Origin of the sequence: Rhizohabitans arisaemae (assembly GCF_025996515.1) — a bacterium.
GTDB classification, from domain to species: Bacteria; Actinomycetota; Actinomycetes; order Streptosporangiales; family Streptosporangiaceae; genus Rhizohabitans; species Rhizohabitans arisaemae.
The window spans coordinates 52,942-67,814 of record NZ_BLRH01000055.1 but is presented as its reverse complement, the minus strand read 5'-3'; the positions used below and the strand labels follow the sequence as shown (position 1 = coordinate 67,814).

At 72.1% G+C, this 14,873-nt stretch carries 11 protein-coding genes; 6 read left to right on the top strand and 5 right to left on the bottom strand.

Annotation, left to right across the window (positions count from 1 at the left end; translation table 11 throughout):
• Nucleotides 1-159: 159 nt before the first annotated feature.
• On the bottom strand, nucleotides 160-711 hold the full coding sequence (locus RUR_RS26940) for a YbhB/YbcL family Raf kinase inhibitor-like protein (RefSeq protein WP_283138002.1): 552 nt from the start codon (nucleotides 709-711) through the stop codon (nucleotides 160-162).
• 78 nt (nucleotides 712-789) lie between these two features.
• Between RUR_RS26940 and RUR_RS26935 the strand changes: the two genes are divergently transcribed.
• Nucleotides 790-4,116 (top strand): AfsR/SARP family transcriptional regulator, encoded by a 3,327-nt coding sequence (locus RUR_RS26935; protein WP_283138001.1) that lies wholly within the window; start codon nucleotides 790-792, stop codon nucleotides 4,114-4,116.
• Here RUR_RS26935 and RUR_RS26930 read toward each other — a convergent pair.
• On the bottom strand, nucleotides 4,064-4,873 hold the full coding sequence (locus tag RUR_RS26930) for an ABC transporter permease (protein WP_283138000.1): 810 nt from the start codon (nucleotides 4,871-4,873) through the stop codon (nucleotides 4,064-4,066). The two genes, RUR_RS26935 and RUR_RS26930, sit on opposite strands and share 53 nt — an antisense overlap.
• Nucleotides 4,870-5,835, bottom strand: a complete 966-nt coding sequence (locus RUR_RS26925; protein WP_283137999.1) for an ATP-binding cassette domain-containing protein — start codon at nucleotides 5,833-5,835, stop codon at nucleotides 4,870-4,872. The genes RUR_RS26930 and RUR_RS26925 overlap by 4 nt, the downstream gene beginning before the upstream one ends.
• 461 nt (nucleotides 5,836-6,296) lie before the next feature.
• Here RUR_RS26925 and RUR_RS26920 point away from each other — a divergent pair, with 461 nt between their 5' ends.
• The 3 genes from RUR_RS26920 to RUR_RS26910 are packed head-to-tail and all read left to right on the top strand — an operon-like array spanning nucleotide 6,297 to nucleotide 9,143.
• Nucleotides 6,297-6,812 carry a PH domain-containing protein gene (locus RUR_RS26920; protein ID WP_283137998.1) on the top strand — a complete coding sequence of 172 codons (516 nt, stop codon included), beginning with the start codon at nucleotides 6,297-6,299 and terminating at the stop codon, nucleotides 6,810-6,812.
• Nucleotides 6,809-8,554, top strand: coding sequence for a PH domain-containing protein (locus RUR_RS26915; RefSeq protein WP_283137997.1), 1,746 nt, complete (start codon nucleotides 6,809-6,811; stop codon nucleotides 8,552-8,554). Before RUR_RS26920 ends, RUR_RS26915 begins: the two co-directional genes overlap by 4 nt.
• A gap of 43 nt (nucleotides 8,555-8,597) precedes the next feature.
• On the top strand, nucleotides 8,598-9,143 hold the full coding sequence (locus tag RUR_RS26910) for a hypothetical protein (protein WP_283137996.1): 546 nt from the start codon (nucleotides 8,598-8,600) through the stop codon (nucleotides 9,141-9,143).
• Here RUR_RS26910 and sepH read toward each other — a convergent pair.
• Together sepH and RUR_RS26900 are read right to left on the bottom strand one after the other, a co-directional pair.
• Nucleotides 9,140-10,672, bottom strand: coding sequence for a septation protein SepH (gene sepH / locus RUR_RS26905; RefSeq protein ID WP_283137995.1), 1,533 nt, complete (start codon nucleotides 10,670-10,672; stop codon nucleotides 9,140-9,142). The genes RUR_RS26910 and sepH overlap by 4 nt on opposite strands.
• A 291-nt stretch (nucleotides 10,673-10,963) precedes the next feature.
• Complete coding sequence (locus RUR_RS26900) at nucleotides 10,964-12,268, bottom strand: D-arabinono-1,4-lactone oxidase (protein WP_283137994.1); 1,305 nt, start codon at nucleotides 12,266-12,268, stop codon at nucleotides 10,964-10,966.
• 379 nt (nucleotides 12,269-12,647) lie between these two features.
• Between RUR_RS26900 and RUR_RS26895 the strand changes: the two genes are divergently transcribed.
• Together RUR_RS26895 and RUR_RS26890 are read left to right on the top strand one after the other, a co-directional pair.
• Complete coding sequence (locus tag RUR_RS26895; protein ID WP_283137993.1) at nucleotides 12,648-14,315, top strand: 4-hydroxyphenylacetate 3-hydroxylase family protein; 1,668 nt, start codon at nucleotides 12,648-12,650, stop codon at nucleotides 14,313-14,315.
• Nucleotides 14,316-14,326: 11 nt separating this feature from the next.
• Nucleotides 14,327-14,869 (top strand): flavin reductase family protein, encoded by a 543-nt coding sequence (locus RUR_RS26890; RefSeq protein ID WP_283137992.1) that lies wholly within the window; start codon nucleotides 14,327-14,329, stop codon nucleotides 14,867-14,869.
• Nucleotides 14,870-14,873 lie beyond the last annotated feature (4 nt).

The window sequence follows — 14,873 nt, the reverse complement described above, 5'->3', positions numbered from 1 at the left end:
TCCGTCGGCACCGGTGAGATCGCGCGGCCATCGACGCGATCTGTCCCCATTGATCACCGGCGCCCAGGGATTAGCATCCGATTGTGTCTGACCACTATGACCGTTGTCACACCCTACGTGAATATCTGTCGCTTACTAATACGTCAGGTGAACAGCGGATCACTCGATGTGCGACGCCGTGAGACGACCCCGGGCGACCGTCTCGTCGGCGATGCGTTCAAGAGTACGTGCCAATGGCGCGCCATCACGCAAACCCACGGGATTCCGTAGGGCATAGACGGTGAAGCGGTAATTGTTCTCCGCGACACACGGGGGAGAATAACGCTTGTCATCGGAGGTGTTGAGCGCCTGCCGAGCCCCTGCGGGCACGCTGTCCTCGGCGAGTTCGGTCGCCCGGGGATCGATGTCGAAGACGATCCAGTGGACGTAGCCGCCCGTGTGCGGATCGACGGCGTCGACGACGAGCGCGAGCGACTTGGCACCCGCCGGCACTCCCGACCACCTCAGCGGGGGGTTGACCTTCTCACCTCGGCAGGAGTACTCCGTCGGAAGCTCCCCCATGGATCGGAACCGGGGGCTGAGCACGGTCATGGAGTCCACCACCGGCGCCCCGGGCGACCGCGCCCCGACGATTCCGCACCCCGATACCAGGACCGTGATCGTCCCGATGACCGCCCATAGGGCCGCGGCGCGGCCGTGTCGCTCGCTCATAACGACGCCGATGCTACGCGGTTCACGGGACGAGGGTGACCGGACCGCGACGGCCCTGGGATCCGCGAGAATCGACGTATGACCACAACGCCTCGCCCGGGAGCCCCGCGCCGGGCCCGGGAGGGCGGCGAGCGCTTCGCCGTCCTCGGGACCCTCGAGGTGAGCAGGGACGGCGAGCCGGTGCCGGTCGGCGGCCGGAGGCTGCGGGCCCTGGTCGCCGCGCTCGTGCTCAACGCCGGCCGGATCGTGCCGACCCGGACGCTGGTCGGCGCGGTCTGGGGCGAGGAGCCGCCCGCGGCGACGGCGAACGCGCTGCAGGCCCTGGTCTCCCGGCTCCGGACCCTGCTGCGGGCCCCGATCGAGGCGCATCCGGCCGGGTACCGCCTGGCGGTGGAGCCGGACTCGGTGGACGCCCACCGGTTCGAGCGGCTCGCGTCCCAGGGGCGGGACATGGTGGCGAATGAGGACCCCTCGGCCGCGCAGGCGGCACAGGCCCTGCTCGATCGGGCGCTGGAGCTGTGGCGCGGCCCCGTCCTGCCCGACCTCGCCGACAACGAGACGCTCCGCCCGGAGGCGTCGCGGCTGGAGTCGCTGCGGCTCGCCGCGCTGGAGGACCGGGCGTGGGCGCGGGTCGCGCTCGGGCGGCACGAGGAGGCCCTCCCCGAACTCGCCCGGCTGATCGCCGAGCATCCGCTGCGCGAGCGACTGCGGGAGACGCAGATCCGGGCGCTGTACGGCGCCGGGCGCCAGGCCGAGGCGCTGCTGGCCTACGAGGACGCCCGGTCGACGCTGGCCGGTGAACTCGGCGTCGACCCCTCCCCGCGGCTGACCGCGCTCCACCTGGCGATGCTGCGCCGCGACCCGGAGCTGGACGCGGCCCCGCCCGCCGGGTTCCCGTCCGGGCGTCACGGCAACCTGCGGGCCCGCCTGACCAGCTTCGTCGGGCGTGAGGCGGAGATGCGACGGGTCGGGCGGATGCTCGCCGAGCACCGCCTGGTGACCCTTACCGGATCCGGCGGTGCGGGCAAGACCCGCCTCGCGGTGGAGGCGGCGGCCGCGCGGCCCGAGCCGTCGGACCGGGGGGCGGACGGCGCCTGGCTGGTGGAGCTGGCCCCCGTCACCGACCCCGCGGAGGTGCCGCGGGCCGTGGCCGCGGCGCTCGGTCTGTACGAGCAGCGGCTCTCCCCCGCGGTCCTGGGCGGTTTCGCCTCCGGCGGGGACGTCGACCTGACCTCCCACCTGGTGACGGCGCTTCGCCGCAGAAACGCGCTGCTCGTCCTGGACAACTGCGAGCACCTGGTGGGCGCGGTGGCGACGCTCGCCGACCGGCTGCTCGCCGAATGCCCGCGGATCCGCATCCTCGCCACCAGCCGGGAGCCCCTCGGCATCACCGGGGAGCGGCTGTGGACGGTGCCCCCGCTGGCGTCGCCGCCCGAGGGGGCACGGGCGGTCCTCGACTTCCCGGCCGCCCGCCTCTTCGCCGACCGGGGCAGGGCGGTCCGCCCCGAGCTGCGCGCCGAGGAGCACGCCGACGCCGTCGGGGCGATCTGCCGGGCGCTGGACGGCATCCCCCTGGCGATCGAGCTCGCCGCGGCCCGGCTCTCCTCGCTCTCGGTGGACCGGCTCGCCGCGCGCCTGGACGACCGGTTCGCCGTGCTCACCCGGGGGAGCAGGACCGCGCTTCCCCGCCATCAGACGTTGCGGGCGGTCGTCGAGTGGAGCTGGGACCTGCTGGACGAGGACGAGCGGGTGCTGGCCCGGCGGCTCTCGGTGTTCGCGGGCGGGCTGACGCCGGAGGTGGCGGAACGGGTCTGCGCGGGGGACGGCCTGGACCCGGACGACGTACTGGACGTCCTGTCCAGGCTGGTGGACAAGTCCCTGGTGACCTTCGAGGGGTCGCGCTACCGGATGCTGGAGACGATCAGGGCCTACGGCGCGGAGCGCCTGGCCGAGGCGGGGGAGGAGGAGCGGGTACGGCGGGCGCACGCCACCTGCTACACCGAGCTCGCCGAGACGGCCGAGCCGAATCTGCGCCGGGCCGATCAGCTGATCTGGCTCCGGCGGCTGTGGCTGGAGGACGACAACCTCGGCGCGGCGCTGCGCTGGGCCGTCGACTCGGGCGACGTGGGGCTGGCGGTCCGCCTGGTCTGCGCCCTGGGCTGGTACGGATGGCTGCGCGGCCGTCGCGCCGAGTCGCGCCGGCGGGCCCACGAGGTGATCCGCCTGCTCGAGGCCGGGCCGCATTCGGTGCCGGCGGAACGGCTCGCGCTGGTCTACGCCGTCGCCGGGCTCAACGCCTACGGGGAGCACGGGGTCGAGGGCACGGCCTTCCGGGATCTGCGGAAGGCCGTGCGCATCATGGACGAGGCCGGGGTGGTGCCCACGTATCCGCTCATCTTCATGGCGGGCTCGATGCTCGCCCTGCTGGGCGGGGACACCACCGGCGCCGGACGCCGTACGGCCGAGGCCGCCGCGGCCGTCGATCCGTGGATCGACGCGGTCCAGCGGATGTACGAGGTCTTCGTCCACTTCAACGACGGGCGCTTCGCGCGGGTGGAGTCGGAGACCCTCGCGGCGCTCGCCGTCTTCCGCAAGGTCGGCGAACGCTGGGGGATCGGCGTCGCCCTCACCGTGCTCGCGGAGGTCTCCCAGCTCCGGGGGGAGGCACGGGAGGCGGTCGGGTTCCTGGAGGAGGCGCTGCGGGTGACCGAGGAGTTCAGCCCGCCGGACGAACTGCTCTTCCTGCGGGCCAGGCTCGCCGCGGCGGTCTTCTACACGGGCGACGTGGCGGGGGCCGGGTCACAGCTCGCTGAGATCCGGACGGAGGCGGTGGCCACCGGGGACGAGTTCGCCACGGTCTTCGTCGACCTGGTGTCGGGTGCGATCGCCCGCCTGCGGGGGGACCTGGAGGGCGCCCGGCTGGCTTACGCCGTGGCGGCCGAGGGGGTGGGACGCATCCGGGAGGGAGGCGTCCACCTGGACGCGATCCTCCTCAACGACCTCGGTTTCCTCGCCGGACAGGAACACGACGCGGCGCGGGCCTGGCGGCTGCACCGGGAGGCACTGCGGAACCGGACCGCGACGATGAGCTGCGCGTTTCTGGCGGACGTGGTGGTCGGCTGGGCTGGGGTGGCGGTGATGCGGGGTGACGCGGCGACGGCGGCCCGGCTGCTGGGGGGCGCGGACGCGGTCCGCGGGACCCCCAACCTGAGTTGCCGGGACACCCCGCGGATCGCCGACGCGGCGACGGCCGCACTCGGGGCCGCGGCGTTCGCCGAGGCGTTGGAGTACGGCCGTCGGATGACCCGTGAGGAGGTCCTCAAGGAGGTCGCCGGGCTGGACATCGACTGCGTCAGGTCTTACGGCGCAGCGCGCGGATCGCCAGCGGGGCGAACACCACGGTGATGGCGGCGGCCCAGAGCAGCGACTGCAGGATCGGGGTGGCGACGGGCCCCCCGCTGAGCAGGCCCCGGACGGCGTCGGCGAGCACGGACACCGGGTTGATCTCCGCCCAGGCGCGGAGGGCGCCCGGCATGGTCGCGCTGGGGACGAAGACGTTGCTGGTGAAGGTGAGCGGCATGAGCAGGACGAAGGCGAAGATCTGCACCTTCTCCGGCTCACTGGCGATCACCCCGATGAGAACGGACACCCAGGAGACGGCGAGCGCCACCACGAGCAGGAGCGCGGTCGCGCCGAGCACCCCGGCCGGTCCGTTGTTCAACCGGAAGCCGAGCAGCATGCCGAGTCCGAGCACGATCGCGATGGACCAGACCTGCTTGGTCAGGTCGGCGATGACCCGGCCCGCCAGCGGTGCGGTACGGGCGATCGGCAGGCTGCGCAGCCGGTCGAACACCCCTTTGGCGATGTCGGTGTTGAGGCCGATCGCCGTGGTGAGGGTGGCGAAGACGGCGTTCTGCACGATGATGCCGGGGAGCGCGAACTGGATGTAGTTCTCCGTCGATCCGGCGATCGCCCCGCCGAACACGAAGACGAAGAGCAGGACGAACATGATGGGCTGCAGGCTCAGTTCGAGCAGCTCCATCGGGTTGTGCTTGATCTGCACCAGGCTCCGCCACGCGAGGGTCATGGTCTGGCGCAGGGTGCTCAGCGGGCCGACCCGTACGGAGGGCGCCTTGACCCGGGGGCTGGTGATCGCGGTCATACCAGGGCACCTTCCTTGGCGGTGGGGTTCTCCTCGGTGCGGTGTCCGGTGAGGGAGAGGAAGACCTCGTCCAGAGTCGACTTCCGCAGGGACATCTCGGCGGCCACCACACCGAGGTCGTCGAGCCGGCGCACCACGGCGGGCGCCACGGCGGGGTCGGTGACCCCGGTGACCACCTGGCCGCCCTCCAGGACCGGGGTCACCCCCGCGATGTCGCCGACGACCTGGATCACCAGGTCCAGGTGTTCCTCGCGCTGGGGCCGGACCTCCAGCACCAGGTTTCCCGTCCGCGCCTTCAGCTCGTCGGAGGTGCCGCTCGCGATGACGCGCCCGTGGTCGAACACCACGATGTCGTCGGCGAGCTGGTCGGCCTCCTCCAGGTACTGCGTGGTGAGCAGCACGGTGACGCCGTCGGCGACGAGGGCGCGCACCACGTCCCACAGATCGGTACGGCTCCGCGGGTCGAGCCCGGTGGTCGGCTCGTCCAGGAAGAGCACCCGGGGGCGGCCGACCAGGCTGGTCGCCAGGTCCAGCCGCCGCCGCATTCCCCCGGAGTAGGTTCTGGCGGCGCGGCCACCCGCGTCGGTGAGGGCGAATCGCTCCAGCAGCTCCTTGGCGCGCGCCCGGGAGTCGGCCCGGGACATGCCGAGCAGCCGGGCGATGAGGATGATGTTCTCGGTCCCGGTGAGGGACTCGTCCACCCCGGCGTACTGCCCGGTGAGGCCGATCATGTGCCGGGCCCGGTGGGCCTGGCGCACCACGTCGTACCCGCCCACCGTGGCCGTGCCCCCGTCGGGCCGGAGCAGGGTGGCCAGGATGCGGACGGCGGTGGTCTTGCCCGCCCCGTTGGGGCCGAGCACCCCGAGGAGCCTGCCCTCGGGGACCGTGAGGTCCACGCCGTCCAGGGCGGTCGTCTTCCCGTATCGCTTGACGAGGCCGTGTGCCTCGATCGCGTATCGCATCGGCATGTTTCCTTCCAGCGTATGGGTCCACCCTGCCGGAAGGCTCTGACAATTCCCTGATATCCCGCTGATAGGGGTGACGGACATCCAGGTGGCCAAGGTTCGCCCAGGTCACAGCCGGATTTCCGGGTCCGGCTGAGCTTGGGGCGACGGATCTGTCAGTGCGCCGTCCCACCGTCTCCGGCGGTACCGGTCAGACCCGCCGGGCGCTTGGCGCGCCCGCGGGAGCACGCCGGCGCCGTACCCCGCCCAGATCAAGGAGCTCGGCCGTCGAGGGGGCGGGATCACCCGTTGGTCTGGGTTTTGTTTGGTGGTACGGCGCCAGGGCGGCGTGAGCCCGGGCCGGGGCCGGTCAACATGCCCCCCACCTGCGGTGACGGCGTCCGGAAGCGGCTTGGGGGCGGCGCGGCCGGGTCGGGGCGGACGTTTCAGGCAACGGGGGCAGCGCCTAATCTGGAGTGGTGACCGCACCCTTCCGCGATCCGGCACATCGGGTGTCCCGCCGGGCCATCGCCATGTGGCTCGCCGAAGCCGTCTTCGGCTACGTCCTCATGGTGGGCGCGGCGCTCCTGGTGGCGTCGTGGTTCGGCGGCGACGAGGTCTCCTGGCTACCCGGCTGGCTCACCGCCAACCTGGGCTGGCTGCCCGTCGCCCTGGGGGCGGTCCTGGCCCCCTTCGTGGTGCTGGAGCCGTTCCGGCGGTATGCGGTGCACCGCTGGGAGCTCCGGGACGACGTGGTGTTCGCCCGATCCGGCTGGATCAACCGGGAGTGGGTCTTCGTCCCGGTCAGCCGCATCCAGACGGTGGACAAGAAGCAGGGCTGGCTCGAACGCCTGCTCGGGCTGGGCACCTTGGAGATCAAGACCGCGTCCTACGCGGGCTCCTCGTCGATCAAAGGGCTGGAGTACGCCGTCGCCGCCCGGCTCGCGGAGGAGCTGGCCCATCGGGCGCACGAGCTGCGGGACGACGCAACATGAGCGACCCCGTCGCGCAGCCGCGGGACACCGGGGAGGGCGTTCCGCGGCCGCCGCACGACCCCGTCCCGCCGGTCGCCCCTCCCCCCGAGGCGGGCGCCTGGCCGGCGGGGGGTGCCGACGGCCCTCGGCCGGTTTCCGCGGGGTCTTCGCCGCAGGCGCCGGGAGCGTCGGCCGTGCCGCCGGACGCCGCTTCGGACGGGGAGGTCCCGCCGAACGGCCCGCCGTGGCCGTACCCCGGATCGGGCGGGACGCCCCACGCGGAGGAGCCGGGGACGCCGTACGGCTCGCAGCCGCCGTCCTTCGGGTTCCCGGTGCACCGGCTCAGTCCGCTGGTGCTCCTGCTGGACCCGGTACGCATGCTCCCCTCCATGTTCATCCCCCTGGTCGGGGTCTTCTTCTTCGGCGGTTTCTCCCCGGTCTCGTACGGCGTGGCCGCGGTGATCTTCGCGTTCTCCGTCGCCTACTCCGCCGTGCGCTGGGCCACCTTCACCTACCAGGTGGTCGGGGACCGGCTGGAGCTCACCCGATCCCTGGTGAGCAGGTCCGTCCGGACGATCCCGCTGGAACGGGTCCGCGGGGTGGACGTCAGCGCGTCGCTGCCGCATCGGCTGCTCGGCCTGGCGGTCCTGCGCGTCGACACCGGGGCGAGCGGCGGCGAGCAGGAAGGGGAACTCGACGGCCTGACGCTCGCCGAGGCCCGGCGGGTGCGCACGCTGCTGCTGCGCCAGAGCCCGGCGCGCACGGCGGCGTCCGGCGGCGAGAGCGATGTGATCACTCGTGCGCCGGTGCGGTGGCTGCTGTTCGGACCGCTCTCGGGAGCCTATCTGCTGACCCCGTTCGCGCTGCTGGCGAGTGCGGCGGGCCTGGTCTCGCAGCTGCGCGGCGAGTACGCGGTGGACCCGCGGTCGGCCTGGCGGTTCCTCGGCTGGATGGGGGACCGCCCCTGGCTCGTCGCCGTGGCGGCGGTGCTGATCCTGATCGCCATGCCGCTGTTCGGCACGATCATGTACGCGATCTTCAACTGGGGCTTCACCCTGCGGGTCCAGGGTTCCTCCCTCGTCGCCGAGCGAGGTCTGTTCACCCGCCGGACGGTCACCCTGGAACGCCGTAGGATCCGCGGGTTCGAGCTGGTCGACAGCGTGCTGGAGCGCCGGGCCGGGGTCGCCCGGCTCTGGGCGATCGTGGCCGGGCTGGGTGACTCCACGACCCGGGGCCAGCTGCTGCCGGTCGCCCCGCGGGCGGCGGCGGGGGAGGTGGCGGGGCGGGTCGTGGGGCCGTTCACCACCCCGTTGACCCGGCATCCGCCCGCGGCGCGCAGACGACGCCTGTTCCGGGCGACCGCGCCGTGGGCCCTGGTCGCCGCGGCCGGCGTGGCCCTGGCCTCGATCCCGGTCGCCGTGACCGGGCTGGTCCTCGCGCTGGCCGGGATCCCGCTGGGCCTGGACCGGTACCGCTGGCTCGGTCACGCCTTCGACGGGCGCCGCTTCTCGGTCCGCGAGGGCTCCCTCACCCGCAGGCAGGCGGTGGTGGAGCGGCGTGCCGTGGTCGGATGGACCGTACGGGAGAGCTGGTTCCAGCGTCGCGCGGGCCTGGTCACGGTGATCGCGGGTGTGGGAGCCGGGAGCGGCGGCTACCCGGCGAAGGACATCGGTACGGCCGAAGGCGCGGAGTTCGCCCGGACCGTCACGCCCGCGTGGATCACCCCGTTCCTCGCCGAGCCGCACCCCGGCCGGAATACCTGATCACTCTTTTCCGGGGGCGGAGGTCCGTGGTCGAATTGCCGCCATGGACGGAGCGTTGACGGCGTTCATCGCCGTGGTGGGGACTCTGCTCGGCTCGGGGGTCACGTATTACTTCCAGCACCTGAACACGGTGCGCACCGAGAGGTTCACCCGCGACGAGCGGCTTCGCCAGGAGCGGATGGAGACCTACAGCGCGTTCGCCTCGGCGGTGACCGACTTCCGGCGCGCCCAGCTGGACCGCTGGCACCGTACGTGGGAGGGCCGGGACGGCGACCGCTACCTGGAGGCCAAGACCGAGTCGTACCGGTCCCGGGCCTTGGCCACCCAGGCCCTCTACCGGGTGGCGCTGATCGCCGCCGGTGACGACGCCGTGCTCCGGCTGGCCTCCGAGGCCGTGGAGACGACGCTCGCCATCCGGGAGGCCGAGGACCGGACCGCGCTCCGTACCCGGATCGAGGCGGCCGAACGGTCGCTGGAATCCTTCGTCACCTGGGGGTCCGCGCACCTGGCGGACCCGCCGGCCCGCCGGGGCAAAGGCCGCGGGAAGGCCGTCGCCCGTGCGGGGGAACCCGGCTCGGAGCAGTCCTAGTCCGAGCGGCGGGCGCCGAACATGATCTCGTCCCAGCTCGGCACGGAGGCGCGCCGGCCCCGTCCCGACTTGCGGGCGGGCCGGGTGGGCTCGGGCTCGGCCGGCTTGCCCCCGGGGACCGGCTTGGGGGTCTTGCCGGTGTGGGCCGGGGCCTCGGTCTCGGGGGCCGCGGGCGCCGGCGGCTTGGGCAGCGGGGTCCGGGCCGCGGGCGCCGGGATCAGGCCGGGGGCCGGCGGCTTGCGCGGCGGCGTGGGCTTGGGACCGGCCACCTGCGGGCGCGGCGCGGCCGCGGCCGGGCTCGGCGCGGGGGCCTTCGGCTGCGCCGAGGGGCCGCGGTTCGGGGCCAGCCGGGGAGCCGGGGGCCGGACCCGGGCGGGTGTCGGCTCCGCGGCGGCGGGTGACGTCGGCCGTGGGTCCGGCTTCGCCTGGTCCGGGGGAGCGGCCGCGGGCTCGACGGGCTCCGGCGCACGGGTCTGCGGCGTCGCCGCCGCCGGTTCGGCGGGGACGACGTCACGGGTCGCGGGTGGGTCCACGGCGGGCGGGGTGGCGGTCGTCTGCACGGACGGCACCTGCTCCGACGTGGGCCTTTGGGTCTCAGGCTGAGCGGACACGATCTTATGAGACACCGGATCGGGCTCGGCGGGCGGCTGCGACACGGCTTCGTCCGAAACATGCTGGTCCGGACGGGTCGGCTCAGCCGGGACGGGGTCTCCGTACGGGTTGACCGGTGCCGAGACACGGCCTGCGGCCGGGGCGGCGACCGGAGGCGTCGTGGCGCTGGGCTCGAAGGTGTAGACGGGGGGTGAGCCCGGCAGGTGCGTCGAGTTGCGCGGCTGCAGGGTCGACCGCGGCGGATCGCGCTCGATCATGACGGGCGGGAGCGGCTGGAGTTTGGCGGCGAGCCGGGGGACGAACGGGGTGACGGTGGCGTTCTCCCGCTCGATCTCCTCCTCGTAGTTGCCGCTGGAGAGCCGGTGCGCCTCCTCGTCGCCGGGGCTGACGTGGCGCCGCCGCGGGTCGAAGAGCCATTCGGCGTGCCGGGTGACGCCGTCCAGGATGAAGCCGAGCTTCACCCGCCAGATGCCGTCGTCGCGCTTGCAGGAATCCCAGTCGATCTCCTCGGCCGGGACGCCGCGCCGGGTGAGCCGTTCGCTGACCAGGTCGCCGAGGATCGGCCCGGGGCCGGACTCGCCGGGCAGCCGGACGGAGATCCGCTGCGCCTGCACGGCGATGTACTCGCGTTCCTGGAGGACGGGGCCTTCGAACCAGCGGACCCGCTCCACCGGGATGCCCGCGGTGGCGGCGATCTCCTCCGCGGTCTCTCCGGCCCGGATACGGGCCTGGATCTCCTTGGGTCGCAACGGACTCTCCACTTCGATCTCGTACTGGCCGAGACGGGAGAAGTTTCCGCGAATCGCAGCGCGGAGCCGATCGTCGACGGGGAGCGTGAAACGGGTCCCGCGGCCGGCGGACGCCAGCACCAGATACGAGCCGTCCTCACTCACCGCGACGAGACGGAGCTCCTGCATACGAGTCCCTTCGTCGATCTCTTCTAACTCTTCCCCCGGACCCTTGAGTCTCTCGTGTGTTCCGGTTGCCTTCCAGCACCGTACCCGGCATGTCCTAACATCGCCTGCATCGAATCCCGGGGAGGGATGTGACGCCGATCACACTTTAAAGGTCTTCACCCGTAAGTCCTAGGGGTTGTGCTGTGCCGAAGCGGGTTCGCGACGCCGAACGGATTCCCCTCGGACGGCTTCGCCGCCGAGCCGGTGACCTCACGGCGGCTCATTGTATGGCGTGCGGGGCGCCGTCCGTGGCTACTGCCCGGAAGCGGCGGTGCCCAGGATGCGGTCGAGGTAGTCGTTGGTGAAGAGCCGCCCCGGGTCGAGCCGGTCGCGGAGCGCGCGGAAGTCGTCGAACCTGGGGTAGACGGTCCTGAGGTACCCGGCGTCGCGCGTGTGCAGTTTGCCCCAGTGCGGCCGTCCGCCGTACCACGTCAGGATCTCCTCCAGCGCGGCGAAGTACTCCGGGTTGGGGGTCCGGTGGAAGGTGTGGGCGGCGATGTAGGCGGTCCGCCGGCCGTACGCGGTGGAGAGCCAGGCGTCGTCGGCCGGGCTGACCCGGACCTCGACGGGGAAGCCGATGCGCCAGCGGGAGGAGTCCACGGTCTCCCGGATCCGGTGGAGCGCCTCCGCGAGGTGTTCCCGGGGGATCGCGTACTCCTGTTCGAGGAAGCGGACCCTGCGGGAACTGGTGAAGACCTTGTAGGAGGCGTCGCTGTACACGTTCACCCCGAGCGCCGCGGCGCTCACCCGGTTGAACGGTTTGACGGTCGCCGGGATCCACGCCCCGGTGGCGCAGATCGCCCCGAAGACGGTGTTCTGCAGAAACTCACCGTTGAACAGGTCCCGCAGCGGGCCGAGCGGGCGGGCGGGGCCCGGGGTCCGGTTGTTCCGTTTGACCTGGCACCCCTCGGTGTGCGGGAACCAGTAGAACTCGAAGTGCTCGTTGCCCTCGGTGAGCGTGTCCAGCCCGTGCAGCAGGGCGGTGAGGGTGGCCGGGCGTTCGTCGGCGTGGAGCAGGAACGACGGCTCCACCCGAAAGGTGATCGCGGTGACGATCCCGAGGGCGCCCAGGCCGACCCGGGCGGCGTCGAAGAGGTCGGGGTCGCGGTCGGCGGAGCAGGTGACGACCGAGCCGTCGGCGAGGACGAGCTCCAGGGCGAGGACCTGGTCGGCGAGCCCGCCCGCGTCCCGGCCGGTGCCGTGGGTGCCGGTCTGCACGGCGCCGGAGACGGTCTGCACCATGATGTCGCCCATGTTGGCGAGGGCGAGCCCCCGCCGTTCCAGCTCGGCGTTGAAGTCGCTCAGCGGGCATCCGGCCTCGACGGTGACCCGGTCCGGGCCGACCTCGCGGATCCGCCGGAGCCGGTCCGGCCGGAGCATGATCCCGTCGGTGAGCGCGATCCCGGTGAACGAGTGGCCGGTCCCGACCATCTTGATCCGGCGGCCGGACGCGGCCGCGTCCCGTACGGCGTCCGCCACGTCCCCGGTGTTCGCGGGGGTGCGGACCTCACTGGGGGAGCCAGTCTGATTTCCCGCCCAATTACGGAAAGCCACCATAAACGCGAACATTACTCATGAACTATTCCCAAGCCTAGACCCACATGGGCACCTGAGTACGGGAGAGCCCCGGCACCGGCCCGGCGGCGCCCTGCAGGTCCTCCGGACGGTCTCTGCCGGGGTGATCGTTGTGGTGTGTGGTCCCTCTGGGGTGTGGATAGCGCAATGATCATGGTCAGGCGGCTCCCGGTCCGTGGGTGTGAGCACGGCTGGGACTTACGTGCCGGGCGCCCTAGCCCGGTCTGTGTGGGAAAACACAGCAACGGACGGGTCGGCCGCCTCCCGGGCTCCCCGGTTCGTGGTTGTCGGCACGGCTGGACCTTAGGTGCCCGAGGCGCCACGTCCGCACTTCTCGCGCCGCGCTCTCTGCGGGGAGGGAATGCGCGCGGCGGTTCGTGCCGGATGTTCGCTATCCGGCACGGACCGTCGCGGTCGATGTCGGAAAACACAGATCGGCCGGACCGATGGATCGCATCGGGAACGCCCGTTGGACTGCGGAGATCACGGATTTTTAGCATCAGGGCAACCCGACAAAGTCGGGATATCGCACGGAGGGCAATACGTCGTGATCCGCACTGGAAAGCAATATATCGAGGGACTTCGGGCACCACGCGAGGTGTACGTCGGTGGTGAGCGCGTGGTGGACGTGACGACGTACCCGGCGTTCCGTGAGCCGATCCAGAGCTACGCCCGGCTCTACGACATGAAGCACGACAACCGGTTCCAGGACATCCTCACCTACGTCGACCCCGCGACCGGGGAGCGCCACGACATCAGCTTCCTCGTACCCAAGAGCAAGGATGAGCTGAAGGCGAAGGGGAAGGCGTACCACACCTTCGCCAAGGCGTCGTACGGGTGCCTGGGCCGGGGCCCGGAGTTCATGGCGGCCCTGATCGCCGGGATGTGGGAGAGCACCGACTGGTTCGAGCAGTGGGGCGAGGGCGGCGCCAAGAAGGTGGCCGACTACGTCCGTTACGTGCGGGACAACGACCTTTTTCTCACCCACGCTCTCGGCAACCCGCAGTCGGACCGCTCCAAGCCGTCCCACCAGCAGGCGAACCCCTTCATCCACCTGAGGGTGAAGGAGGAGACCCCGGAGGGACTGATCATCCGCGGGGCCAAGCAGCTCGCCACCGCGGCTCCGGTGACCGACGAGATCCTGGTCTTCCCCAACGGGCGGCAGTTCGGGCCCGGCGACGACGCCTACGCGATGTGCTTCGCGGTTCCCACCACGGCCCCCGGCGTCAAGATCATCTGCCGGGAGCCGCTCGTCCCGGGCGATGACCGCAACGTCTACGACCACCCGCTCAGCTCGCGGTTCGAGGAGATGGACGCGCTGATCGTCTTCGACGACGTGCTCGTCCCCTGGGAGCGGGTCTTCTTTTACAACAGCCTGCAGGCCGCGAACAACATGCGCTTCATGACCGGCGTGGCCGCGTTCTCCGGCCACCTGTCCATCCACCGCGCCACGGTGCGGGCCGCGCTGACCGTGGCCACCGCGATGAAGATGTGCAACTCGGTGAAGACCGACGCGTTCCCCAACGTCGGGGAGCTGCTCGGCCGGCTCGCCGCGATGTACAAGGCGCAGGAGGCACTGCTCTTCCGGTGCGAGGAGGACCCCCGGGTCACCGACACCGGCACCTACTGGGTGAACGGGGACGCGCTCAGCGCCTCCGGCCTGCTCTTCCCGGACTTCTACACCACCATGCTGGAAGTGATCAAGAGAACGGGCGCCGCCGGCCTGATGCTCACCCCCACCCTGGGCGAGTTCACCGGGGAGGTCGCCGAGTTCGCCAACACCTACTTCGCCGGCGCCGACGACATGCCCGGTGTGGACCGGGTGCAGATCGCCAAGCTCGCCTGGGACCTGGCCGGGGACGCGGTGGGTCAGCGGCTCGCGCACTACGAGCGGTTCTACATCGGCGAGCCGATGTTCGTCGCCTCCTTCTTCGCCCGCTCGGCCGACATGGGACTCGGCCGGGAACTGCTTGAGGAGATCCTCAGCGAAGGCCGGGCGCTGCGCGACTCGGCGCTCGGCGCCAAGTAGCCGGGCCCGAGATGTCTCCCGATCGCGCGTACCGGGCCACGATGGGCCTGTTCGCCACCGGGGTCACGGTGATCACCGTGGGGCACCTGGGCAAACGGCACGGCATGACGGCCAGCGCCGTGATGTCGGTCTCGCTCCGGCCCCAGCTGCTCGCCGTCGCGGTGGACGTCCGGTCCTACACCGCCGACCTGATCGGCGAGGCCGGGCACTTCACCGTGAACGTCCTGGCCGAGGCGCAGGCGGACACGGCGCTGCGGTTCGCCCGGCCGATGGCCAGGGAGGCGGAGCTCTTCGGCACCGTCCCGGTCGCGGCCGGCGCCACGGGCGACCCGCTCCTGCCGGGCACGCTGGCCCGGCTGAGCTGCGAGGTCGCCTCGGCGCATCGGGAGGGGGACCACACGCTCTTCGTCGGGCGCGTCGCCGAACTGTGGCGCGCGCCCGAGGCCGGCCCCCCGCTGATCTTCTACGGCGGGCGCCTCTGCTCGACCAACTGCCGGGCCTGCATCGCCCGCGTCGACCCGACCGAAGCCCTGTACACCCTGCACGGCGGCTGAACCA